Raw genomic sequence first — 23,468 nt, 5'->3', positions numbered from 1 at the left:
CAACCGCAGGGGAGGCTCCCGTCATGGCCAATCTTTCGACCTTCGTCACCAAGATCGAGAACTTCCTGAACAATATCGCCCACCTGGAAATCACCACGGCGGTGGGCGAGTTCAACCTGCGGTACGATCCGGCCACCGGCAAATGGGTGCCGGTGGAGTCCGCGGACGGCCTGAACGCCATCCGCACCGACATCAACCTGTTCCAGGGCGATCTGACCACCGCGATTCACAACCGGTTCGCCGGTGACGCCGGCAACGCGATCCGCGCCTTCCACGAAACCCAGGTCGGCAAGGCCGAGGGCATCGTCAAAGGCAATATCGACGCCTTCAAGGAAATGGTGATCCTGCTCGCCCAGGCCCGGGCCGAGAACGACGGCGCGCACGCGGCCGGGGACGGTCAGGACGGGGCCGGTCACGAGGGGGCCGGTGGTGCCGGCGGCGCCGCGGGTGGCGGCGGCTCCGATAGCTGACGGGCGGCCGCGGCCATGGCCTTTCGGGCAACGCTGGAGCATCTGCTCGCCGACCTCCACAAGCTGGAGATCAACACGATCGAGAAGCCCGGCCTGACGGCGCAGAAAATGCCGGCGCCGCTGCTGGCGATCCACGACATCGTCACCGCCTACGAACGCTTCGACCCCACCACGCGCTCGCACCTGGAAGCCGGGGTGGACGGCGACCGCACCGCCCATTCGCTGATCGGTCGGCTGGAACGGGTGCAGCAGCACGCGACCCAGAAGGCGCAGGCGATGCGGGATGCCGGCGATGCCGCCGACCAAAGCACGCGCCTGATCTACAACCGCATCCAGCAGAACTCGCTCACCGTGCTGGGCATTCTGCGGCGGGCACAGGAGGCGCGCAGCGGCGCCGGCCCCGAAATGGACGCGAAGACCATCGACGGCGTGCTGCGCCAGCAGGCCGCCAGCGCCCCGGACCGGCGCGAGACCGACACCACCGGCCCGATCCCGGACGTGGTCTACAACAAGCCGGCGGACGCGTTGTGGGAGATGGACCGCGGCAAGCTCGACAGCGCCTGGAATGTCTCCCAGGCGGACCGGGCGCAGATCCGCAAGATCTGGGAACTGGGCACGGAAAAGGTGCTGATCCAGACCGTGATCCAGATCGAAGGCGACGTCACCAACCGCATCAGCCCCGGCATCGTGAACCGGGGCAATCAACGCGATTACGTCCTGGAAATCCACCAGCGCGGCGTCGAAACCTCGCTGAACATGTGGTCGTCGCTGGTCGGCGTCGCCCGCGATCTGGTGGGCGCGCTGCTGCGGGCGGTCTAGGCCCCGTGGCGCGCGCGGCCGAACGCTTCCCGCTGACCCGCACGCTGCTGCGGGACGGGGCGTTGGTCGTCGAAACCCCTCTGCCCGACGCTGCCCCATCGGCTCAGAACGCGGCATTGGCTCAGGAGGCGGCTTTGGTTGCCCGGACCCTGATCCAGTTCGACGGCGACATCGTCACCAAGGTTCGCCCCGGCGCCGATCCGGCGCTGGTGGCCGCCCATTTCGCTGCGGTGGACCGGCAAAGCACCGCCCTCGCCAGCGAGTTCCGCACCTTGTGCCGTCGCCTGGCCTGGCTGCTGCGCGGCCTGCTGGCCGGGCGGGTGTGTCTGGCGGGCGGCAGTGGGCTCTCCCTGGCCTCGGGCGGGGCGCTGCTCTGGGGGGAGCACAGCGCCACCGTGGCCGGCTGGCTCAACCTGGCCGGCCCCTGGCTCTGGACGCCGGTGGTGGCGGCGGCCGTCGGGGCGGGGACGGAGGCCGCGCGCAAAACCCTGCTGCGCCGCTTCCGCTCCGCCCTCGGGCTTTAGCCGCCCGGCTCCATCGGGCGTGGCCAGCTATTCCGCCGCGGTCTTGACGCCGGCGTCGGCGCGGTCCAGCGCCTCCCAGTCGAACAGGGACGGCTCTTTCTCGCGGAAGCGGCGCACGGCTTCCTTGTGGAACTCGCTCATGCGCGCAATCGACTGGCCGGACGCTTCCAGCTCCAGCAGCGTGCGGTGATCCTGGTTGTGGGCCTGGTTCAGGATGTTCTTGGCGATGCCGATGGCGCTGGTGGATGCGTTGCGGAAGCGGCCGGCAAAGGCGCGGGCCTCGGCCATGGCGGTGTCCTGGCCGACGATCTTGTAGACCAGCCCCAGTTCCTTGGCCTCTTCGGCATAGACCTTGCGGGCGGTGAACACCAATTCCTTGGCCGTCTGCAGGCCGACCAGGCGCGGCAGCACATAGAAGCCGCCCCAGTCCGGCACCAGGCCGATGCGGCCGAAGGCCTGCATGAACATGGCGCGCGGCGTCGCCAGCACGAAATCCGCCGACAGGGCGATATTGGCGCCGGCGCCGGCCGCCGGGCCATCCACCAGCGCGATCACCGGCAGTTCCAGGTGCACGAGCTGGTACATGGTGTCGTGGCTGTCGCGCATGCGGGAGCGGTTGGCGATCGGGTCCTTGGAGCGGTCGCCCATGCCCTTGACGTCGCCGCCGGCACAGAAGGCGCCGCCGGCCCCGGTGATGATGACCGCCTTGACGTCGCGGCCGGCCCGCTCCTGGCATTCGGCCAGCGCCGCGTTCAGGTCGTCCCGCATTTCGTTGGAGAGCGCGTTCTTCGCCTCCGGCCGGTTGAGGGTGATGGTGGCGATCTCGTCGGAGACCTCGAACAGGGCATGACGGGCTGTCATCGGGGGCGTTCCTTTGCAAGAGAATTTCCGTCACCATCGCGCCCCTCACACAGAAAGGCAAGGCGAGACAAGCAATGACGGTGCGGATCGGAGTAATCGGCCATGGTGCCATCGGCCGGGAGTTGGCGACGGCGATCCGGGACGGACGGGCGGGCGACGCGCACCTGGCCGGCGTGCTGGTGCAGACGCCGCGCGAGCCGCCGCCGGGCCTGCCGCTCACCGCCGACGCGACCGCGTTCTTCGCTGCCCCCATGGACGCGGTGATCGAGTGTGCCGGCCACGGCGCCGTCCGCGCCCATGGCGAGGCCGCGCTGCGGGCGGGGGCGGACCTGTACGTCACCGCCGTCGGCGCGCTGGCCGATGCGGCGCTCAGGGCGCGGCTGGAGACGGCGGCGCGCGCGGCCGGCCGGCGGCTGGTGATCCCGTCGGCCGGCATCGGCGCGCTCGACATTCTGGCGGGCGCCGCGGTGGGCGGCCTCGACCGGGTCCGCATCACCGTGCGCAAGGACGTGGAAAGCTGGCGCGGCACGCCGGCGGAGGCGCTCTGCGATCTCGGCGCCCTCGCCGAGCCGTTCGAGGCGTTTCGCGGCCCGGTGGCCGACGGCGCACCGCTCTATCCGGGCAATGTCAACATTTCCATGGCGACCGCGCTGGCCGGCATCGGGCCGGAGCGGACCGAACTGGTCATCGTCGCCGACCCGACCATCGCCACCCATGTGGTGCGGATCGAGGCCGAGGGCGCGTTCGGCCGGTTCGCATTCGAGGAGGACGTGCTGCCGTCGGACGCCAACCGGAAGACCGGCCGCATCGTCGCCATGGCCCTGATCAAGACGGTGCGGCAGCTCTCCTCGCCGCTGATTGTGGGGGCGTGAGGGCGGCGATCAGCCGATGACCAAATGCTCCAGCAGGATTTTCGTGCCGATGGCGATCAGGCCCAGGCCGCCCAGCGCCTGCACCACCGCCCCCAGCCGGCTGCCGGCGACATGCCCCAGCCGCAGGCCGACCCAGGCCATGGCAAAGGTCACGGCGACGACCGCCAGCAGCATGGGCACGATCCGCTCGGTCATCAGCGCAAACGTCATGCCGACCGCAAACCCGTCGACGCTGGACCCGAACGCGGCCGCCGCCAAGGCGGCCAGGCTCGGCGCCACCATCGCCGCCGGGCCCGCGTCCCCGGTCGTGCCGGCCGCCTGCCAGATCATGCGAATGCCCAGCACGGCCAGGATGGCAAAAGCCAGCCAGTGATCGACCTCGACCAGCCAGGGGCCGAGGCCGCTGCCGATCAGCCAGCCGACCAGCGGCGTCAGCGCCTCCAGCACCGCAAAGCCGGCGGCGATCAGCAGCGAGCGCCGCACCGGCAGATGCGGGAACTGCGCCCCTTTCGCCAGCGACACCGCGAAGGCATCGGCGGACAGGCTGAGGGCAAAGGCGAAGGTGGCAGTGGTGAACATGTTCAAACATCTATTGCGGAAGCTGAACCCAATATACCCGCAATCGCAAAATACTCAAAATGATAATTTGTCACTATACTTGGCCAATCAATTTAGCCAAGGCTAACTTTTGAATATCTATCTTTCAAATGAAGACATGCGACAGATGTTCATTTCGGGCTCCCCTTGCCCGGTGCCACGGCCCCGTCTGGCCCTGCACAGGGCGGCCGGACCCATTGACATACGTTGGCAAACGGGCTTGGCGGCGAAGAGGGTTCATGGGTATAGTCGCGCCGCTTCAACCGCCGAACCTTCGGCCTCCGCCCCTCTGTTCAAACGAGATCAAAATGATGAGGAAACTTTTGCTTGGAGTGGCGGCCGCTGCCGTCGCTTTTGTTGGCGCTGCCCAGGCTGCGGAAACCGTCGACGGTCCGCGCGTCCATTGGAATTACGCCCTGTGGGGCAAGCCGCGTGCGGTGACCACGGCGCTGGAGAATATGGCGAAGTGGCTGCCGGAGAAAACCGGCGGCAAGTTCACGCTGCAACTGCATTGGGGCACCCTGTCGCCGGCGAAGTCGATCCCGGACGGCCTGAAGCTCGGCGCCTTCCAGGGCGGGTCTTATTGCGCCCCCTACTATCCGGCGAAATTCCCGGCCTTCACCGGCCTCGACCTGCCCTTCCTGCCGATTGCGAACCTGGACCAGCTGCGCGCCGTCACCGACGCCTACATGACCGACCCGGTGCTGGTGAAGGAAGCCAAGAAGTGGAACACCCGCTACCACATGGCCTCGCTGCTGCCGCTTTATGAAGTGGTGGGCAAGGGCACCCCGCCGAAACACCTTGAAGACTGGAAGGGCATGCGCATCCGCGCGCTGGGCGCGCAGGGCAGCGCGATGGCGAAGCTGGGCGCGGTGCCGACCAGCGTGCCGGCGCCGGAAGTCTATGTCTCGCTCGACCGTGGCCTGATCGACGCGGCCGCCTTCGCCTATTACGCCCATGACAGCTATCGCACCTGGGAACTGGGCAACTGGTTCACCAGCGGCCTGGCCCTGGGCTCGATCCACTGCGGCTCGCTCTGGAACATCGATGCCTACAACAGCCTGCCGAAGCAGTATCAGGCGTTGCTGAGCGAGTTCGACAACGAACCGGAAGGCTATCCGGCCCAGATCGCGGCGCTGAACGCCGCGGAAGGCGCGATGCCGGCCAAGTTCATCGAACGCGGCCTGACGGAAGTCAAAATCAACCCGGAAGAGCGGGCCCAGTTCGTCGAAGCCGCCGGCAAGCCGGTTTGGGCCGAATGGGTCGCCAAGATGAACGAGACCGGGTATGACGGCCAGCGGCTGATGAACCTGATCCTCGAACTCGCGGAAAAGAGCAAAAACCTCTAAGGACCGGCCCGACGCTGCGGCCACAGACCAACCGGTCCGCGGCCGCAGTGATGGGCAGGATGAAACGTCGGCAATACCTCCTCGGCTTGCAGGGCCAACCTGCAAGCCATTATAGTTTGCCGCGACGCTGGATTCCGGTGTCGCAACAAACAAATACAGCAATGGAGGAACGCCATGAGGAGACTTCTCAACACGATGGTTGCGCTCACGCTGGTTGCGCTGGGCGCACCGGCGGTCACCGCCCGCGCGGCCGAAACGGTCGACGGCCCGCGCGTGCACTGGAATTATTCCGGCTGGGGCAAACCCCGCGCCTCCAGCCGGATCTATGAGAACTTCGCCAAATACATGGACGAGCGCACGGGCGGCCGGTTCACCGTCGGATTGAACTGGGGAACCCTGTCGACGCCGCCGGCTTTGCCTATTACGCGCACGAGAGCTATCGCACCTATGAGCTGGGAACCTGGTTCACCAGCGGGCTCGACATCGGTTCGATTGCGTGTGGCATGATGTTCAACACCGACGCTTACAACCGCCTGCCGCAGCAATACAAGGACCTGGTCTGGGAGTTCAAACGCTCCGACCAGGCCTATCCGGCCCAGATCGCCGCCTACACGGCGAAAGAGGTCTCCGTGCCGAAAATGATGCGGGAGCGCGGCCTGACCGAGGTGAAGATCGGCAAGACCGAACGGACGGCGTTCGAGAAGGCCGGCGGCGAACCGGTCTGGCATGACTGGGCCAGGCAAATGACCGAAGAATTTGGCTATAACGGTGACGAATTGCTGAACCTGATCTTGACGTCGGCGAAAAAGAACGCCGACAAATAGCGACACATCCGATTGCGGGCGGGCGGCCAGAGAGCCGACCCGCCTGCGGTTTTTCCCTTTCAACCCGGCTTCGCGGAGTGGCCCAGATGAGTACCGCCGACGCGCCCGCCGATTCCGTGCTTTACAAAATCGACCAAGCCTATCACGGCATGGAAAAAGCACTGAACTACGTCGCGGCGACCTTGTTGTTTTCCTTGATGTTGCTCGCCTGCGCGGAAGTCGTCGCGCGCAAGCTGTTCAACTCGCCCATCCACGGCCAGGCGGACCTGGTCGAGATCTCGATCCCGACCATGGGCTTTTTCGGCCTGGCCTATTGCCAGCGCGTGGCGGGGCATGTGCGCATGGAAATCGTCATCAACACGCTGCGGGGACGGGCCTACTGGCTGTTCGAGTTCCTCAGCAACCTGGCGACGATCCTGATCTGCGTGCTGATGATCTACGGCACCTATTTCCACTTCCTGCGCGCCTACGAGATCGGCGACAGCACCATGGACGTGGAACTGCCGATCTGGCCGCCGAAGCTGATCATCTGCATCGGCTTCGTCATCCTGCTGGGCCGATTGCTCATCTCTTTCTGCGGCTATCTTCGCATGCTGCAGAACCCGGCCGCCCCGGTCTATGCGGTGCCGCAACGCCATGACATCGAAGAGATCGCCGAGGCGGAAGCCGAAGCGGCCCGCGATGCCATCAGCGATGAAGACGTGGAAGAAGAACTGGAACGCGAAGAGCGCTTCGGGGCCCGACGGGACGAGGAGCGCCGCTAGATGTTGATCGAACCGCTTACGCTCGGCATTGCCGGCGTCGTCGTTCTGGCCGTGCTCGTCGTCATCGGCATGCACGTCGCCTATGCCGGCGCTCTTGTCGGCCTGCTGGGCCTCGTCATGTCCATCGGCGTGACTCGCGTCATTCCCGGCGAAGGCACCTTGTGGGACGCCTTCGTCGCCGGCTTCGACCCCGGCATCGGCATTGCCGGCACCGTGCCGTTCGAGGAACTGGCGCACTACTCGCTCAGCGTGCTGCCGATGTTCATCCTGATCGGCTATATGGCCTTCCATGCCCGCCTGACCCAGGGCGCGTTCTATTGCATGCGCATGTGGTTCGGCGGCATGGCCGGCGGCCTGGGCGTCGCGACCGTGTTCGCCACCGCCGCATTCGCCGCGGTCTCCGGCGCCTCGACCGCCACGGCGGCCGTGTTCAGCCGCATCGCCATTCCGGAAATGCTGAAATACGGCTACCGGCCCGGCTTCGCCGCCGGCGTGGTGGCCGCGGGCGGCACGCTGGCCTCGCTGATCCCGCCGTCGGGCATTCTGGTGATCTACGCGATCATCGTCGAAGAGAGCGTCGGCCGCCTGCTGATGGCCGGCTTCATCCCCGGCATTCTCTCCGCCATCGTCTATGCGGCATCGATCTGGGTGCGGGTCAAGATCAACCCCAAGCTGGCCGGCCCGACCGTCAGCGCCAGCTGGGGGGTCAAGTTCCGGTCGCTCGGCCAGATGTGGGGCATCATCGCCGTCGTCGCCATCATCATGGGCGGCATCTACAGCGGCTGGATGACGCCGACAGAGTCCGGCGCGGTCGGTGCGTTCGTCATCTTCTGCCTGGCGCTCGCCCACGGCATGACCTGGAAGCAGTTCACCCATGGCCTGACGGAATCGGCCCGCACGGCGGTGATGATCATCACCATCGTCTGGGGCATTCTGATCCTGGTCCGCTTCCTCGGCTTCTCGCAATTGCCGGCGGAATTGCAGGACATGGTCACGGGCCTCGACCTGAACCGCTACTGGATCCTGCTGATCATCCTGCTGATGTACGCCGTCCTCGGCATGTTCATGGACGCCATCGGCATGCTGCTGTTGACCTTGCCGCTGGTCCAGCCCATCGTGATTTCCCTGGGCTTCGATGCGGTCTGGTTCGGCATCATCGTCGTGAAAATGGTGGAGATCTGCCTGATCACCCCGCCGATCGGCATGAACTGCTTCGTTGTCGCCGGCGTGCGCCCGGACATTCCGCTGCTGGATATTTTCAAGGGCATCTGGTGGTTCTTCATCTGCGACGTCCTCACCGTGGCGCTGTTCATCGCATTCCCGGGTATTGTGCTGTGGCTGCCGAACCAAATGTTTAACGGGTAACCCCGTCTCGAAAGGAGTAACGCCAATGGCGATGAAAAAAGGTATCAAACAGCTTCTCGAAGAAGCCAATGCGCGCATCAAGACCGTTCCGGTCGAAGAGGCGATCAAAATGCACGGCCGCGACGACGTCGTGTTCGTCGACATCCGCGACGTGCGCGAACTGGAGCGCGACGGCATGGTCGCCGGCGCGGTCCACGCGCCGCGCGGCATGCTGGAATTCTGGGTCGACCCGGAAAGCCCCTATTTCCGGGCGAACCTGAACGACGAGAGCAAGCAATACCTGTTCTATTGCGCCAGCGCCTGGCGCTCGGCGCTGGCCACCGACCGGCTCACCGAGATGGGCATGGAGAATGTCGCCCACATCGAGGGCGGCTTCACCAAGTGGCGCGAAAGCGGCGGCCCGGTCGAGAAGCGGGAGAAAAAGGGCTAAACCCGGCCCCGCCCGCTGTGTGTTGCGCAAACCCCGCCGGACCGACGTCCGGCGGGGTTTGTCATGGCTGGGCGATAGGATGCGCCGACCTAGAGCGTTTTCGGTACTGGCTGACCCATTCTCCTGCCCCATCTCCCGCGCAAGCGGGAGCCCATGCCTGAGAGCTTCTCACAGGACACGGACGGTGTATTGGTCTCTCAGGCATGGGCTCCCGCTTGCGCGAGGACAGGGAAGATGGGGGGGTGAGCCAGCTGGAAAAGAATCCGCACTAATCCACCCGCCTAATCCACCGGCATGTCGAACAGGTATTCGACTTCCACGCGATAGAGGGGCTGGCCCTTGCCCAGATGGCTCGAATAGAGGTTGAAGCCTTGCACGGGCACCGACCCGGCCTCGAACAGGCTGTAGCGCTGCAAAAAGGCAGAGACCCGCCCCACATCCGTATTGCCGAGCCGCGCCAGCGTGACATGGGGCGCGAACTTCCGCGCCTCGGGCGCCAGGCCCACGGCCTGGCAGGCCCGCTCCACCTTGGCCTGGAGTTGCTTCAGCGCCGGCTGCGGCCGCACCCCGGCCCAGAGCGCCGTCGGCAGGCGCCGGCTCTCGAAATGGCCGACGCTGGCGATTTCCAGGTCGAAGGCCGGCACGGTGACTTCGGCCAGCGCTTCGATCAGGTCCTCGAACAGGGCGCCATCGGCCTCGCCGATAAAGCGCAGGGTCAGGTGCATGTTTTCCGGCGGCACCCAGCGGGCGCCGGGAACCCCCTGCTGGATCCGCTCCAGCGCCGCCACCACCCCCGGCGGCAAGGACAGGGCCACGAACAGGCGCATGCGCGCTCCGTCTCAGACGAACAGGGTCAGGACGCCGGTATAGCCATAGATGCGATTGTTCGCGATCTCGCCATTGGCATAGAAGCCGGCCAGCGGAAAATCGCCCAGCGCCTCGCGGATCAACTTCAACTCCTCCCGGTGCGCGAACAGGTTCGGCCCCCGTGCCAGGCACGAGACATAGATGCCGCCTTTCGGCGGTCCCTCCAGGCGGGCGGCGAGGGCGGCCAGCATGCGTTGCAGGTCCTGGCGCGCCGCGTTCGTGTCGCGCAGGCAGAACAGGACCCGGTCGCCCGGATCGGGAGTGGCGGCCACGCCCACCAGCCCCTGGGCCAGGTCGATGCCGGTCAGGTTGCGCACGGTATAGTCGGCCGCATCCGACCCCGGCACCGGAAAGGCCGCGTGCAGGCTCTCGGCAACGGCGCGCAGATCCTCGACCTTGTCGCTGCCCAGGTCCTGGTACAGGCAGGCGAGCGCGCCTTCCCCTTCCAGCTCGATCAACAGGTTTTCGTGCACGCGGGTGACCGCCCGGGCCGGGCCGATGGGCAGACACCCCTGGGTCAGGCTGGTCTTGATGCCCAGGCCGGCCGCGAACAGCACGCCGGAGGCGACGCCGACCTCGATATCGTCGGCGATCACCGGCATCATGCCCTGGGAGGAGGACAGGCCGCCCACCAGATAGCCCGCATGCTCGGCCAGGTCGCCGATGAGTTCGGTCAGGTGCTGGTGATGCGGGTCCGCATGGATCAGGCCGATGCTGGGGCGGGAAACCGCGAGCCAGTCGTCGTCCTCGGCACTGAAATAGGCATCGGCGTCGGGCTGCGCCGGGATCAGCCGGAACGAGTCCGGCGGCAGGCGCATGGTCAGCACGCTGAGCGCGGGAATGGCGAAATACTCGTCGCCGTCGCCCTGGCCGGTCGCATCGGAGGGCGCGGGCAGCGACAGGCCCATCACGCCCATGCCGACACAGCCAACCCAGTGGGCGATGCCGGTTTCCTGGCGCAGGGTCGCGACCACCGCGCCCAGATTGTCCACCAGCGCGTCGCTGGCATAGACCACGCCCAGATTCGCCCCGGTCGGCACCGCGCCGAGCCGCTGCAATGTCGCCGCCATCGCCTGGCGCCAGTCGGAACCGGCGCCGTGGCCGGCGGCGATCGCCAGTGTTGTGGCAAGGTCCGTCATCGCGCCTGTTCCTTTGCCAACAGAGTTTCCACCGCCGGCAGGATGTTCGCGACAATCACCGCGACCCCCGCCACGTTCGGGTGCAGTCCGTCACTCTGAATCAATTCGGGGTGTCCCGGCAACCCTTTCAGAAAAAACGGATACAGGCCAATGCCATACTGGGCCGCCAGGCGGGTATAGGCGCCTTCGAACGCGTCGCGGTAGTCCGGCCCCAGATTGGCGGGCGCGCGCATGCCGGCCAGCAGCACCGTCACGCCGGCCTCTTGCAGGCGGCGGATGATGGCATCCAGATTTTGCTCCATCGCCTGGGGCGAGAGCCCGCGCAGCGCATCGTTCGCCCCCAGTTCCACCACCGCATGGGTCGGCTTCTCGGCCAGCGACCAGTCGAGCCGGGCCAGGCCGCCCGCGGACGTATCGCCGGAAACGCCGGCGTTCAGCACCGCCACGTCCAGGCCGCGATCCGCAAGGGCCCGTTGCAACTGGGCGGCGAACCCGTCCTCCGTCGGCAGGCCATAGCCGGCCGTCAGGCTGTCGCCCAACAGCAGCAGCCGCTTGCCGGCCGCCTCCGCCAGCGGCGGCAGGCAGACGATGAGCCCCACCAGCAAAAGGTTGATCAGAGCCCGGCGAACGCCATATCGGCGAAGAGGCTTACCCGGCGACGCCGCGCCCGCCTCGCCCTTCCGCAACCGGCCAGGCCAGAATGCTCGCACCGTCCAACTCCGCCATCGTATTGGAAAACGTGCATCTCACATTGGAGAGCGCGGCCGGGCCGGTCAACATCCTGCGCGGAATCGACCTGAGCGTGGCGGCGGGCGAAACCGTCGGCATTGTCGGCCCGTCCGGCAGCGGCAAGACCACCCTGCTGATGATCGTCGCCGGCCTGGAACGCCCCTCCGCCGGGCGGGTCGAGGTGGCGCGGCACGACCTGACCGCGCTTTCCGAGGACGCCCTCGCCCGGTTCCGCCGCGATCATATCGGCATCGTCTTTCAGGCCTTCCACCTGGTGCCGACCATGACGGCGCTGGAGAATGTCGCGGTGCCGCTGGAACTGGCCGGCCGCAAGGATGCGTTCGAGCGGGCGGCGGCGGCGCTGGAGGCCGTCGGCCTGGGCCACCGCCTCACCCACTATCCGGGACAGTTGTCCGGCGGCGAGCAACAGCGCGTCGCCATCGCCCGCGCCTTCGCCCCGCGCCCGCGCGTGCTGCTGGCCGACGAGCCCACCGGCAATCTGGACGGCGACACCGGCCAGCAAGTGATCGACCTGCTGTTCGAGCAGTGCGCCCGCGAGGGCACGACGCTGGTGCTCATCACGCACGATCCGGCGCTCGCGGCCCGCTGCGAACGGCAGGTGCGCGTCGCCGACGGCCGCATCGCCGGCACGGAGCGGCCGACAGAGGCGGTGGCGTGAGCGAACTGGCGCTGGCCTTCGCCTGGGCAAGGCGGGAATTGCGCGCCGGCCTGGGCGGGTTCTGGGTGTTCCTGGCCTGTCTGGCGCTGGGCGTCGGCGCGATTGCCGGCGTCGGTGCCGTCAGCCAGGCCGTGCAGGACGCGCTGCACCGCGACGCCCGCGCGCTGGCGGGCGGCGACGTGGTGGTGCGCACCAGCTACGAGCCCGCGAGCGCGGACCAGATCGCCCGGATGCGGGCCGAGAGCCGGACGCTCAGCCAGGGCATCGAAATGCGCGTGATGGCCGGCGGCAGGGAGGCCACCGAGCGGCGCCTGGCCGAACTCAAGGCCGTGGACCCCGCCTATCCGGTCGCCGGCGCGTTTGCCCTGAAAGACGGCGGCGACCTGCACGCGGCCCTGGCCGAGCGCAATGGCCGCTGGGGTGCCGTCGCCGAGCAGGATCTGGTCGACCTGCTGCAACTCCGCCCCGGCGACCCGATCCATGTCGGCAGCCAGACCTACGATCTGCGCGGCGTGATCGCGCGCGAGCCGGACCGGACCACCGGCCTTGCCAGCTTCGGCCCGCGCCTGATGGTGGCCGAGGCCAGCGTTGCCGGCACCGGCCTGATCCTGCCCGGCAGCCTGATCCGCTATGTCTACCGCATCGCCCTGCCGCCCCGCGCCGATGCGCTGGCCTGGGCGGCGGCGCTGGAGGCCCGCTTCCCGACCGCGCCGCTGCGCATCACGCCCGCCAGCCGCGCCGCGCCGGGGCTGGAGGACACGGTGGGCCGGCTCACCCTGTTCCTGACCCTGGTCGGGCTGACCGCGCTGCTGATCGGCGGCATCGGCATCGCCAACGCGGTGCAGAGCTTCATGGGGCGCAAGACCGGCACCATCGCCGTGCTGAAATGCGTCGGCGCACCCGCCCGGCTGATCCTGCTGACCTATGCGCTCCAGACCGCGGCCCTGGCCGTGCTCGGCATCGCCATCGGCCTGGTGCTGGGCACGCTGGCGCCCTTCGCGTTGGCGGCCCTGCTGGAATCGCTGCTGCCAGTGCATCTGGAGCCGACGCTCTATCCGCAGGCGCTGGCCTTGGGCGCGGCCTATGGCGTGCTGACCACCGCGGCATTCGCGCTCTGGCCGCTGTTGAAAAGCCGGCGCATCGCCCCGGCCCGGCTGTTCCGCGACCTGGTGGCGCCCACCGGCGGACGCCCCACCCTGGCCGAGACCGCCGTGATCGCCGGCCTGCTGGCCCTGCTGGCCCTGCTGGCAGTGCTCACCGCCGAGCAGCGCGGTTTCGCGCTCTGGTTCGTCGCCGGGGTGGCGGCGGCGTTCGTGCTGTTCTACTTCGCCGCCCGGGCACTGGCCTGGCTGGCGCGGCGCCTGGCCCGCAGCCGGCTGGTGCGGCAGCGGCCGAGCCTGCGCCTCGGTCTCGCCAATCTCAGCCGACCCGGCGCGCCGACGGTCAGCGTCGTGCTGTCGCTGGGCTTCGGCGTGACCGTGCTGGTGGCGGTCGCCGGCATCGAGGCCAATCTGGGCAAAACCCTGCGCGAGGACCTGCCGGCCGAAGCGCCCACCTTCTTTTTCATCGACATCCAGCCGAACCAGCTCGCCGCCTTCCGCGAGACGATGGCAAGCGTACCCGGCGACCATGACCTGAAGGCGCGGCCGATGCTGCGCGCCCGCATCGTCAAGATCAACGGCAAGCCCGCGCGCGAGGAGGACGTGGCGGAGAATGTGCGCTGGGCCGTCCGCTCCGAGCGGGGCCTGACCTTCCAGGCCGATCCGCCGGAGACCGGCACCATCGTCGCCGGCCGCTGGTGGCCGCCGGACTATCGCGGGCCGCCGCTGATCTCGTTTCATGCGGGCATCGCCGCCGGCATGGGCATCGGCGTCGGCGACACCCTGACCTTCAACATTCTGGGCCGCGAGATCACCGCGACCATCGCCAATCTGCGCGCCGTCGACTTCCGCAGCGTGCGCATGCAGTTCACCACCATTTTCGCGCCCGGCACGCTGGAGTCGGCGCCGCATACGATCCTGGCCACCACCCGCACCCCGCCGGAACATGCCAGCGAGTTGCTGCGCGCGGTCTCCGCCAAATTCCCGAACATCTCGGCCGTGCGGGTGAAAGAGGCGCTGGAGAGTTTCGACCGCCTGATCCGCCAGATCGGCAACGCCATCCGCGTCATCGCCGCCGTCGGCCTGATCGCCGGCGTGCTGGTGCTGGCGAGCGCGGTGGCGTCGGGCCAGCAGGCGCGGCGGCGCAATGCCGTGATCCTGAAAGTGCTGGGCGCGACCCGGCCCGACGTGCTGTCCGCCTATCTCTGGGAATTCGGCGTGCTCGGCATCGGCACGGTCGGCATTGCCGCTGGGATTGGCGGCGCGGCGGCCTATATCGTGGTGACGCAGGTGATGAACCTGCCGTGGAGCCTGCCGCTGGGCGCCATCGCGCTAACCGCGCCGCTGGCTCTCGCGATCACGCTGGTGGCCGGGTTTGCCGGCGTCTGGCAGGCGCTGGGCCAGAAGCCAGCGCCGCTGCTGCGCAATGCCTGATACGCTGGGGCCTGATACGCTGGGGCCTGATACGCTGGGGCCTGACACGTTTGAGCCGCCCCAGGCCAAGGAGACGCCGAACGCCATGCGCAAGACCCTGCTCGCCCTTGCCGTCGCCCTGGTGCCGATCGCCGGCGCGGTGCCGGCCCCCGGCCTGGCGGCCGATCCGCCGCCCGGCGAGGCGCCGCCCGACGTCATGGACGAGGCGCTGGAACGGGTGCTGGATGCGCTCCGCTTCGTTTTGCGCGCGATCCCGCAATACGAGATGCCGGAGGTGTTGCCGAACGGCGATATCATCATCCGCCGCATCCCGCCGGAACCGGAGCCGGCTCCCGCGCCCGAGCCGCCCCCAGAGGACCCCGACCACACCCGCACCTAGGGCGCTCGCGGTCCTGGTTGAGCCACTCTCCTGCCCCATCTCCCGCGCAAGCGGGGACAGGGACGCTTTGCTGGTGAGCCAGCGGGAAAAGACTCCGCACTTAAAGACCGCCCGGTCGAAAACCGGCCGCGTCCGATGGCCTTCGCTCTTGCGTCGCCGGCGCAATGACCCAATATACCCTCCGGTAGCGGCCTTGCCGCTGAGGAATGGCTTAACAAAGATGAGGGACACTACAGCGATGGCGTTCGAAAACCTTCGCACCCAGGCTCAAGTGCGCACCGCGGGCTATGCGGGCGAGATTGACGAGGGCCTGCGGCAACACATGTTGCGGGTGTACAACTACATGACCTCCGGGCTGGTGGTGACCGGTCTGGTGGCATGGGTGATGTTCACCCAGTCCTTCGTCACCCAGGGCGGCGAGGTGGTCGGCCTCACCGGACTTGGCATGGCGGTCTATGGTTCGCCGTTGAAATGGCTGGTGATGCTGGCCCCGCTCGGCTTTGTCATGGCCTTGAGCTTCGGCATCAACCGCATGAGTTTCGGCACGCTGCAAATCGTCTTCTGGGCGTTCGCAGCGACCATGGGCATTTCGCTCGCGACGATTTTCGCCACCTTCACCGGCGGCAGCATCGCGCGGGTGTTCTTCATCACCGCGGGCACCTTCGCCGGCATGTCGCTCTGGGGCTACACCACCAAGCGCGACCTGAGCGGCATGGGCAGCTTCCTGATGATGGGCCTGATCGGCATCATCATCGCCAGCCTGGTCAACCTGTTCATCGGCTCCAGCGCCATCCAGTTTGCCGTGTCCGTGCTGGGCGTGCTGATCTTTGTCGGCCTGACCGCCTATGACACGCAGCGGATCAAGAACGACTATCTGGAACACCGCAGCCATGGCGAGGGCCTGGGCAAGCTGGCCATCATGGGCGCCGTCTCGCTCTATCTCGACTTCATCAACCTGTTCATGATGCTGCTGTCGCTGTTCGGCAACCGCCAGTAACGCGAACCGTCATCCGGACGACCCGGAGGCCGCTGCCGCAACCCCGCGGCGGCGGCCTTTGCGTTTTCGGTGTTCCCCAGAAAGGGCGGAGCCGCCCTTGTTCCCCGGAGGTGGCGGAGCCGCCTTTGTTCCCCGGAGGTGGCGGAGCCGCCATCCGGGGCCGGTGTCTTCATCCGAACACCGCCCCGCCCGTGTTCGCACGATGCGAGCGGCCCCGGATCGGCGCTCCGCACCGTCCGGGGAACACGGGCTTTTCGGGTTGGTTTGGCGCATTCGCCGCGGATGGCCCGTCCAGCCGGAGACTGTCGGGCTCAGGCGGGCGTGCCGCCCTGGCAAGCGTGCCGCCGGAGCCCGGCGCGCACCGCGGCCAGCACCTCGCCCTCGGCGACCCGATAGCCGGCAATCCCCGCGGCCGCGGCCGCCTCAACGTCGCGCGGCTGGTCGCCCACCAGGAAGCTGCGGGCCGGGTCCACGCCCCAGGCCGTCATCAGGTCCCGCACCATCCCCGCCCGCGGCTTGCGGCAATCGCAGGCGCGGGTGAACGGCCCGGTGCCGGCCTCCGGGTGATGCGGGCAATAGCGATAGGCGTCGATCCAGGCGCCTTTGCGCGCCAGGTCGGCGCTCATCCAGGCGTGCAGCGCCTCCACCTCCCGCTCGCCATAGAGGCCGCGGGCGATGCCGGACTGGTTGGTGACCACGAAGGCCAGCCAGCCGGCGCGGTTGACCCGCTGCACCGCCGCCTTCGCTCCCGGCAGCCAGCGAAAATCCTCCGGCCGGTGCACATAGCCGGTGTCGGCATTCAGGCAGCCGTCGCGGTCGAAAAACACCGCCGGCCGTCGGCTCACGGCTAGCCCCACAGAGCGGCCGGCGGCGGATGCAAGCGGCTGCCCTCGTAGACCAGGCCCGGCTCCCGGTCGGCGGCCAGCAGCAGCGGGCCGTCCAGGTCGACGATCTGCGCCCGCGCCGCCACCAGCACCGCCGGCGCCATGGCGAGCGACGTGCCCAGCATGCAGCCGACCATCACGCCGAGGCCCCGCTCCTCCGCTTCCGCCAGCACCGCCAGCGCCTCGGTCAGGCCGCCGGTCTTGTCGAGCTTGATATTGACCAGATCATAGCGCTCGGCGATCCGCGCCAGATCGCGACGGGTGTGAAACGCCTCGTCGGCACAGATCGGCAGCGGGTGGGCAAAGCCCAGCAGCGCGTCGTCCTGGTCGGCGGGGATCGGCTGCTCGACCATGGCGACACCCAGCTCGGCCATGGCTTGGCAGAGCGCCTCGACCGTTTCCGGCGAGGCGCCTTCGTTCGCATCGACGATGAGTTTGGCGTTCGGGGCGGCGGCGCGGATGGCGGCCACCCGCTCGCGGTCGCGCGCGTCGCCCGCCAGCTTGATCTTCAGCAAGGGCCGGTCCGCCTGGGCCGAAGCGGCCGAGCCCATCGCCTCCGGCGTATCCAGCGACAGCGTGTAGGCGGTGGTCAGCACCGGCGGCTCGGGCAGGCCCGCCAGGTCCCAGGCGCGCTTGCCGGCCTGTTTCGCCTCCAGGTCCCAAAGCGCGCAGTCCAGCGCGTTGCGGGCGGCGCCCGCGGGAAGGAGCCCAGCCAACGCTTCCCAGCTCCCCCCCTGCTCCACCGCGTCCCGCACCGTCTCGATCTGGGACAGCACGCTTTCCAGGCTCTCGCCATAGCGCGCATAGGGCACGCACTCGCCCCGGCCGGTGGCCGCGCCCTCGGTCAGGGTCACCGTCACCACCCGGGATTCGGTGCGCGCGCCACGGGCGATGGCAAACCGGCCCCGGATCGGGAAGCACTCGGCGGCGGCCGTCAGTTGCCGCATAGCTGTTCCAGCGCGTCGACGATCGGGCCGGTGCCGGTGGCCAGCGAGTCGACGCAGGGCAGGCCGAACCGGTCCTCGGTGCTCTTCAGCAGGCGTTCGGCGGCGGCGCGCGACAGCAGATGCGTGTCGATGCTGACGCCGACAAAGCGACAATCGGGGTTGGTCAGGGCCGCCATTTGCAGATAGGGCTCGAAACAGTCCTTCAACTCCGGGATCGGCGCGTGCGGCAGGCCGCGCATGTGCTTGCGCGTCGGCTCGTGGCACAGCACCAGCGCATCCGGCTGCGCCCCGTGCAACAGGCCGAGCGTGACGCCGGCGAACGCCGCGTGGAACAGCGAGCCCTGACCTTCGACCACGTCCCAGTGGTCCGGCTCGTTCTCCGGCGTCAGCCATTCCGCCGCGCCGGAGATGAAATCGGACACGACGGCGTCAATGGCCACGCCGCGCTCGGAGATGAAAATGCCGGTCTGGCCGGTGGCGCGAAAATCCACCTTCATGCCGCGCCGCTCCATCTCCCGGGTGATGGCCAGCGCCGTGTATTTCTTGCCGACCGAGCAATCGGTGCCGACGGTCAGGCAGCGCCGCCCCGCGCGCCTGAAACCCTTGCCGGTGTTGAAACTCCGGTCGGAATAGCGCACGTCGTAGAGCTTGCGCCCGTGCTTCGCCGCGGCTTCCGCCACGCCGGGAATGGTGGCGAGGCGGGTGTGCAGGCCGCTGGCGACATCCATGCCGCGGGCCAGCGCGCCGGTGATGGTCTCGGTCCAGTGGTCGGGCATGGTGCCGCCGGAATTGGCGACGGCCACGATCAGGGTCTTCGCCCCCTTTGCCTGCGCCTCGTCGAGGGTCAGATCGGCCAGGCCGGTGTCCGCATTGCAGCCCGCAAGCCGCAACTGGCCGACGCACCAGTCCGGCCGCCAGTCGGCAATGCCCTGGCCCGTCTTGGCCGCCAACTGGTCGGCAACGTCACCCAAAAACAACAGATACGGACGCTCCACGGCAACCCTCCCGGCGTGTTTGTAACCAAGCGCGCATTGAATTTTTCATGTTACGCCGCGAACCGCCCCAGTGCCAAGAAGCGGAGCAACGTAACCGGCTTGGATCGCATCTGGACCGAAAGCGGGCAATCGCACTATGGTGTCACCCCTGCCATTGCCGCCCCAAGGAGCCTTCGTCATGGCACTGACCTGGTCGCACGCGGTCCTGTACGTCAAGGACACCGAGCGCATGCTGGATTTCTACACCCGCGTGCTGGGCTTCCGCATCACCGACCGCGGCCTGATCACCGGCCGCGACGCCGAGATCATCTTCCTCAGCCAGGACCCCGGCGAGCACCACCAGCTGGCCCTGCTGCCCATGCGCCAGGACGAAGGGCCCAGCAACAGCCTGGCCCACCTCGCCTTCCGGGTCGGCGACATGGCGGAATTGCGCGACGCGATCGCGACGCTGCGGGCCGAAGGGGTGGAGATGCGCCCCACCAGCCACGGCAACACCTGGTCGGTCTATTTCCAGGACCCGGAGCAGAACGGCGTCGAGATTTTCCGCGACACGCCCTGGCACGTCGCCCAGCCCCAGGGCAAGACCTGGGACCTCGATGCCGACGACGAGACGCTGGCGGCCTGGACCAAGGCCGAATTCGGCACCGAAACCACCTTCGAGCCGAAAGAGGCGTTCCACAGCCGCAAGGCCAGCGAATGGGGCTAGGCGTCTAGCGCGCTTTCGGCACGGGTTGCCCCCCTCTCCGGCGCCATCTCCCGCGCAAGCGGGAGCCCATGCCTGAGAGCGTCTCACGGGACACGGACTCGGTATTGGTCTCTCAGGCATGGGTCCCTGCTTCCGCGGGGACAGGGAATCTGGGCAGATGAGCCAGCGGGAAAAGACTGCCCCTTCCCGGCCGAACCGCGGCGCTCAGGGCGCCTCCGCCACCATCAGCACGCCGCCCAGGGTGCCGGCGTCGAACGCCTCCAGCAGGGCGCCGTTCTTCTCCGCCATGATCTGATAGACGCGCGGGCTGAACCGGCTCGAAATCTCGCCCTCCAGCGCCGCCAGCCGGTCCATCACGCTGCGGTAGCGCGCGGCAAACACCGCGCTGATGTCTTCCTGCACAAGCACCTCGCAGCCGCGGCCGCCCAGCCAGTCGCGGTATTGCGCCGGCGCGGCCAGGTTTTCCGAGGCCAGGGCGTCCAGAACGGTTTCCTGCATCGCCGGGACCATGGGCCCGGTCTCGACCCAGTCGGTGAAGGCGATGCGACCGCCGGGGCGGACGAGGCGAACCGCCTCCGCCACCGCCTGCACCTTGGCCGGCACGTGGCAAAGCGCATCCTGGCTGAAGATGACGTCGAAGCTGTCGTCGGCGAACGGCAGGTCCTGCGCGTCACCCTGCCGAAAGCCAACCTGATCCGCCAGGCCGCGCGCCTCGGCCCTGGTCAGCGCGGTCTCGACATTGGTCTGCACCAGATCGACGCCGGTCACCTGGCAGCCGCGAGTCTCCGCCAGGCGCAGCGCCGGGCCGCCCAGGCCGCAGCCAATGTCCAGCACCCGGCTTTCCGCAGCGATGGCCGCTTCCGCCGCCAGCCGGTCGGTCGCCTCCAGGCCGCTGAGCGAGAGCACGCTGTCGGTGTCGTAGAGCCGCTCGATCAGGGCGCTGCCCAGGCGGCTGTAATTGGTCTCCAGGGCTTCGAGGGACATGGCCTGTCCTCCTCATTCATCCGGTAAAGGCAGGGTGGTTGCGCCACACCTGTTCCAGGTCGGCCAGCACCGGCTCCGGCAAGGGGCCGGCCGCCTCCGCCGCCAGCGCCTGCTCCAGATGGTCGAGCTCGGCCATGCCGACGACAATGGTGGAAAGCATCGGGCAGGCCAGGCCGAAGCGCAAGCTTGCCTGGGCGGGCGTGCCGAACCGGTCGCCCAGCGCCTGCCAGACGGCGGCGGCCCGCGCCGCCTCCGCCGCGTCGCCGGAATTGGCAGTCACCGGCACTTCGCGCCCGTGCCGCTCGGTCGAGGCCAGATGGCCCGCCGCGAAGATGCGGATGCCCATCACCCCCATATCCTCGGCCCGGCACGCGGCCAGCAGGCCGTCGAAGCGGGTGCTGTTCCAGGCCGCGGGCGACGGCCAGGCGGCGGTTGGGTTCAGGGCGTTGTAATAGACCTGGGCCACGTCGAACCGGCCGGAGGCCACCGCGGCTTCGACCGCGGCGGGCTCGCCCAGCGCGGTCAGGCCCAGATGGTCGCAGAGTCCTTCGGCGCGCAGACCGTCCATGATGTCGGCCAGACCACCGGCCGCCAGCACGTCCGCCGGCCGGAATGTACCGTTGCCGCCGGCGGCGCTCAGCGGGTTGTGCAGGATCAGCACCTCGACCCGGTCGAGGCCCAGGCGGGCGAGGCTCGCTTCGACCGAGCGGCGGGTCTGTCCGGCCAGATCGCCCGCGGCCGGATCGGGCCGGAACTTGGTGGAGAGGCGCGGCCGCGACCCGCCGACGCGCGCCGCCAGCCATTCACCGATCACGGTCTCCGACACGCCATTGCCGTACATGGCGGCGGTGTCGATCCAGTCGACGCCGGCGGCCGTCGCGCGGTCCAGTGCGGCAAAAGCGGTGGAGCGGTCCTTGTGGATCAGCACCCCGCCGACCCAGCCGCCGCCGAAGGTCACGGCGGGAATCTCCAACTCCGTGCGGCCGAAACGACGACGCTGCATCGCCCATCCTCCCATGCTCTCAAGGCCGGCCCCTCGCCGTCCCGGGCCGGCAGTGGACGCACGAAACCGCCAACGGGTCAATCCGCAGGCGAGACCCGCCCATTCCTCACCGAAGGGTAAATGGCAACTCCGGCATTCGGCTCAAAAAATCTGAACGTATCGACAGCACAATCGCCTCTGCCAGCCCGTCAGGGTTCAAGGCCAACCAGCCCAACAGGGTATCGAGGGAAAGTACCGCATCATGCGCGAGGCAATGACACCCGCACCGCGGCCATCGGGCTCCCGGATCGGCCCAACCGGCGCCGAGACCGGCGACGACGACACCCTTCGCCGCCTCGCCACCGCCGAGGCCGCACTGGCGGAGCTTCGCCGCGACGCAGCCCTCCGCGAAGCCGAAGTGCAGCGGCTGACGCTTGCCGACCCGCTCACCGGCCTGCCGAACCACCGCGACTTCACCAACCGCGCCCAGTCCGCCCTGGAGCGTGCGGCGCGCCAGAACGGCAGTGTCGCCCTGCTGCTGATCGACCTGGACGGGTTCCGCGAGATCAATCTCGCCCATGGCAGCGGCGCCGGCGACCGCGTGCTGAGCGAGGTCGCGGCACGCCTGCGCGGCGTGGTGCGCTCCACCGACACCCTGGCCCGGCTCGCGGCCGACGAGTTCGCGCTGCTGCTGGAAAGCCTGGAAGACGAGGCCGCGGCCGTCCACGCGGCCGAGCGGGTGCTGCAAGCCCTGGCCGACCCGATCCGTATCGACGGCCACGCCATCGCCTGCCCCGCCAGTATCGGCATCGCCACCCTGGCCCGGCAGGATGGCCGCACCCCGGTCGGCTGCATCCACAGACTGCGCCAGCATGCCGACATCGCCCTGCACCGGGCCAAGGCGGCCGGCGGCGGCCGATACCAGTTCTTCGACACGGCCCTGCACCGCGAGGTCGAAGAGACCAAACGCATCGAGGCCGCGCTGCAACCGGCGCTGGAGCTGGGCCAGTTCAGCATGGCCTTGCAGCCGCGCATCGACCTGCGCACCGGTGCCGCCTGCGGCGCCGAGGCGCTGGTCCGCTGGCACCATCCCGAACTCGGCTGGATTCCGCCGGACCGCTTCATCCGCATCGCCGAGGCGTCCGGCCGGGTCCTGCCGCTCTGCGCCTGGATCATGGAGGAAGTGTTCCGCATCGCGGCCCGCTGGCGCGCGATCAGCCAGACCCGATCCCTGCCGCTGCTTCCCATCGCCATGAACCTGTCGGCGGTGCAATTGCAGGACGACGAACTGCGCGCGGCCTTGCAGCGTCTGGTGCGGACCTATGCGGTGCCGCCGTCGGCGATCGAACTGGAAGTGACCGAAACCGCCGCCATCGAAGAGATCGGCCAAACCGCCGACCGTCTGGCGGCCCTGCGCGGCGACGGGTATCGGGTCGCCATCGACGATTTCGGCACCGGTTATGCCTCGCTGGCCCTGGCCGTGCGCCTGCCCGCCGACTATCTGAAGATCGACCGCTCCTTCATCGCCGGCATGCTCACCAGCCGCCGGCATGCCGCCGCCGTGGCCACCACCCTGGCGCTGGGCCGCAGCCTGGACCTGTCCGTGGTCGCCGAGGGCGTCGAGACCGAAGCGGAGGCCGCCTATCTCCGCGCCCGCGGCTGCGACGAGGCCCAGGGCTATCTGTACGCGCGGCCGATGCCGTTCGACGCCCTGGTGGACTGGCTGGCCGCCCGCCACTGCCCCGCGAGCGTGCCGGACACGGTCTGACCC

The 23,468-nt window shown here is 68.5% G+C and carries 26 protein-coding genes; 16 read left to right on the top strand and 10 right to left on the bottom strand.

Going from position 1 to position 23,468, the window contains the following annotated elements; translation table 11 throughout:
* Window positions 1-23 precede the first annotated feature (23 nt).
* The 3 genes from H6844_19705 to H6844_19695 are packed head-to-tail and all read left to right on the top strand — an operon-like array spanning window position 24 to window position 1,813.
* Window positions 24-470, top strand: a complete 447-nt coding sequence (locus tag H6844_19705; GenBank protein ID MCB9931628.1) for a hypothetical protein — start codon at window positions 24-26, stop codon at window positions 468-470.
* A gap of 15 nt (window positions 471-485) precedes the next feature.
* The gene (locus H6844_19700) at window positions 486-1,289 is read left to right on the top strand and encodes a hypothetical protein (GenBank protein MCB9931627.1); all 804 of its coding nucleotides are present in this window, start codon (window positions 486-488) and stop codon (window positions 1,287-1,289) included.
* Between the two features lie 5 nt (window positions 1,290-1,294).
* Window positions 1,295-1,813: a hypothetical protein gene (locus tag H6844_19695; GenBank protein ID MCB9931626.1), complete on the top strand. Its 519-nt coding sequence runs from the start codon at window positions 1,295-1,297 to the stop codon at window positions 1,811-1,813.
* Window positions 1,814-1,840: 27 nt separating this feature from the next.
* Here the strand turns inward: H6844_19695 and H6844_19690 are convergent, their stop codons facing one another.
* On the bottom strand, window positions 1,841-2,674 hold the full coding sequence (locus H6844_19690; GenBank protein ID MCB9931625.1) for an enoyl-CoA hydratase/isomerase family protein: 834 nt from the start codon (window positions 2,672-2,674) through the stop codon (window positions 1,841-1,843).
* Window positions 2,675-2,748: 74 nt separating this feature from the next.
* Between H6844_19690 and H6844_19685 the strand changes: the two genes are divergently transcribed.
* Window positions 2,749-3,546, top strand: a complete 798-nt coding sequence (locus H6844_19685; GenBank protein ID MCB9931624.1) for an aspartate dehydrogenase — start codon at window positions 2,749-2,751, stop codon at window positions 3,544-3,546.
* Window positions 3,547-3,555: 9 nt separating this feature from the next.
* Here the strand turns inward: H6844_19685 and H6844_19680 are convergent, their stop codons facing one another.
* Window positions 3,556-4,125 carry a manganese efflux pump gene (locus H6844_19680; GenBank protein MCB9931623.1) on the bottom strand — a complete coding sequence of 190 codons (570 nt, stop codon included), beginning with the start codon at window positions 4,123-4,125 and terminating at the stop codon, window positions 3,556-3,558.
* Between the two features lie 326 nt (window positions 4,126-4,451).
* Here H6844_19680 and dctP point away from each other — a divergent pair, with 326 nt between their 5' ends.
* The 6 genes from dctP (at window position 4,452) to H6844_19650 (ending at window position 8,875) form a co-directional block, all read left to right on the top strand.
* Entirely contained in the window at window positions 4,452-5,492 is a 1,041-nt protein-coding gene (dctP, locus tag H6844_19675; GenBank protein ID MCB9931622.1) for a TRAP transporter substrate-binding protein DctP, read from the top strand.
* Between the two features lie 174 nt (window positions 5,493-5,666).
* Window positions 5,667-5,999, top strand: a complete 333-nt coding sequence (locus H6844_19670; GenBank protein ID MCB9931621.1) for a hypothetical protein — start codon at window positions 5,667-5,669, stop codon at window positions 5,997-5,999.
* Window positions 5,996-6,316 (top strand): hypothetical protein, encoded by a 321-nt coding sequence (locus H6844_19665; protein MCB9931620.1) that lies wholly within the window; start codon window positions 5,996-5,998, stop codon window positions 6,314-6,316. The genes H6844_19670 and H6844_19665 overlap by 4 nt, the downstream gene beginning before the upstream one ends.
* Before the next feature lie 86 nt (window positions 6,317-6,402).
* The gene (locus H6844_19660) at window positions 6,403-7,080 is read left to right on the top strand and encodes a TRAP transporter small permease (protein MCB9931619.1); all 678 of its coding nucleotides are present in this window, start codon (window positions 6,403-6,405) and stop codon (window positions 7,078-7,080) included.
* Window positions 7,081-8,445, top strand: a complete 1,365-nt coding sequence (locus H6844_19655) for a TRAP transporter large permease (protein MCB9931618.1) — start codon at window positions 7,081-7,083, stop codon at window positions 8,443-8,445.
* 25 nt (window positions 8,446-8,470) lie between these two features.
* Entirely contained in the window at window positions 8,471-8,875 is a 405-nt protein-coding gene (locus H6844_19650) for a rhodanese-like domain-containing protein (protein MCB9931617.1), read from the top strand.
* A 281-nt stretch (window positions 8,876-9,156) separates the two neighbouring features.
* Here the strand turns inward: H6844_19650 and thpR are convergent, their stop codons facing one another.
* From thpR to H6844_19635, 3 genes are read right to left on the bottom strand one after another with little or no spacing between them, the layout of a single operon-like run.
* The gene (gene thpR, locus H6844_19645; GenBank protein MCB9931616.1) at window positions 9,157-9,702 is read right to left on the bottom strand and encodes an RNA 2',3'-cyclic phosphodiesterase; all 546 of its coding nucleotides are present in this window, start codon (window positions 9,700-9,702) and stop codon (window positions 9,157-9,159) included.
* Between the two features lie 12 nt (window positions 9,703-9,714).
* Complete coding sequence (locus H6844_19640; GenBank protein ID MCB9931615.1) at window positions 9,715-10,881, bottom strand: FIST C-terminal domain-containing protein; 1,167 nt, start codon at window positions 10,879-10,881, stop codon at window positions 9,715-9,717.
* Window positions 10,878-11,471 (bottom strand): arylesterase, encoded by a 594-nt coding sequence (locus H6844_19635; GenBank protein ID MCB9931614.1) that lies wholly within the window; start codon window positions 11,469-11,471, stop codon window positions 10,878-10,880. Before H6844_19635 ends, H6844_19640 begins: the two co-directional genes overlap by 4 nt.
* 110 nt (window positions 11,472-11,581) lie before the next feature.
* Between H6844_19635 and H6844_19630 the strand changes: the two genes are divergently transcribed.
* The 4 genes from H6844_19630 to H6844_19615 all read left to right on the top strand — a co-directional run bounded on the left by H6844_19630 (window position 11,582) and on the right by H6844_19615 (window position 16,199).
* Window positions 11,582-12,289, top strand: a complete 708-nt coding sequence (locus H6844_19630; protein ID MCB9931613.1) for an ABC transporter ATP-binding protein — start codon at window positions 11,582-11,584, stop codon at window positions 12,287-12,289.
* Complete coding sequence (locus H6844_19625) at window positions 12,286-14,823, top strand: FtsX-like permease family protein (protein MCB9931612.1); 2,538 nt, start codon at window positions 12,286-12,288, stop codon at window positions 14,821-14,823. Before H6844_19630 ends, H6844_19625 begins: the two co-directional genes overlap by 4 nt.
* 85 nt (window positions 14,824-14,908) lie before the next feature.
* A complete protein-coding gene (locus tag H6844_19620) occupies window positions 14,909-15,202 on the top strand; it encodes a hypothetical protein (GenBank protein ID MCB9931611.1) in 294 nt (97 codons plus the stop codon).
* A 238-nt stretch (window positions 15,203-15,440) separates the two neighbouring features.
* Entirely contained in the window at window positions 15,441-16,199 is a 759-nt protein-coding gene (locus tag H6844_19615; protein MCB9931610.1) for a Bax inhibitor-1/YccA family protein, read from the top strand.
* A gap of 311 nt (window positions 16,200-16,510) precedes the next feature.
* On the opposite strand, the gene H6844_19610 is transcribed toward H6844_19615, so the two are convergent.
* Genes H6844_19610 through H6844_19600 form a run of 3 tightly spaced genes read right to left on the bottom strand, consistent with a single transcriptional unit; the run spans window position 16,511 to window position 19,067 of the window.
* Complete coding sequence (locus H6844_19610; GenBank protein MCB9931609.1) at window positions 16,511-17,056, bottom strand: HAD family hydrolase; 546 nt, start codon at window positions 17,054-17,056, stop codon at window positions 16,511-16,513.
* Entirely contained in the window at window positions 17,047-18,030 is a 984-nt protein-coding gene (gene ycjG, locus H6844_19605; protein ID MCB9931608.1) for an L-Ala-D/L-Glu epimerase, read from the bottom strand. Before ycjG ends, H6844_19610 begins: the two co-directional genes overlap by 10 nt.
* Window positions 18,018-19,067: a DUF1611 domain-containing protein gene (locus H6844_19600; GenBank protein MCB9931607.1), complete on the bottom strand. Its 1,050-nt coding sequence runs from the start codon at window positions 19,065-19,067 to the stop codon at window positions 18,018-18,020. Before H6844_19600 ends, ycjG begins: the two co-directional genes overlap by 13 nt.
* Before the next feature lie 136 nt (window positions 19,068-19,203).
* On the opposite strand from H6844_19600, the gene H6844_19595 reads away from it, so the two are divergent.
* Window positions 19,204-19,731: a VOC family protein gene (locus H6844_19595; protein ID MCB9931606.1), complete on the top strand. Its 528-nt coding sequence runs from the start codon at window positions 19,204-19,206 to the stop codon at window positions 19,729-19,731.
* Window positions 19,732-19,935: 204 nt separating this feature from the next.
* Here H6844_19595 and H6844_19590 read toward each other — a convergent pair whose 3' ends face one another.
* Both H6844_19590 and H6844_19585 read right to left on the bottom strand, forming a co-directional pair.
* Window positions 19,936-20,715 (bottom strand): methyltransferase domain-containing protein, encoded by a 780-nt coding sequence (locus H6844_19590; GenBank protein MCB9931605.1) that lies wholly within the window; start codon window positions 20,713-20,715, stop codon window positions 19,936-19,938.
* Between the two features lie 16 nt (window positions 20,716-20,731).
* Window positions 20,732-21,718, bottom strand: coding sequence for an aldo/keto reductase (locus tag H6844_19585; GenBank protein ID MCB9931604.1), 987 nt, complete (start codon window positions 21,716-21,718; stop codon window positions 20,732-20,734).
* A 241-nt stretch (window positions 21,719-21,959) separates the two neighbouring features.
* Between H6844_19585 and H6844_19580 the strand changes: the two genes are divergently transcribed.
* The gene (locus tag H6844_19580) at window positions 21,960-23,465 is read left to right on the top strand and encodes an EAL domain-containing protein (protein MCB9931603.1); all 1,506 of its coding nucleotides are present in this window, start codon (window positions 21,960-21,962) and stop codon (window positions 23,463-23,465) included.
* Window positions 23,466-23,468 lie beyond the last annotated feature (3 nt).

Source organism: Alphaproteobacteria bacterium (genome assembly GCA_020638555.1).
Lineage (GTDB): Bacteria > Pseudomonadota > Alphaproteobacteria > Bin95 > Bin95 > JACKII01.
The sequence above is the reverse complement of the archived record's forward strand: the minus strand, read 5'-3'. Positions and strand labels throughout refer to the sequence as shown.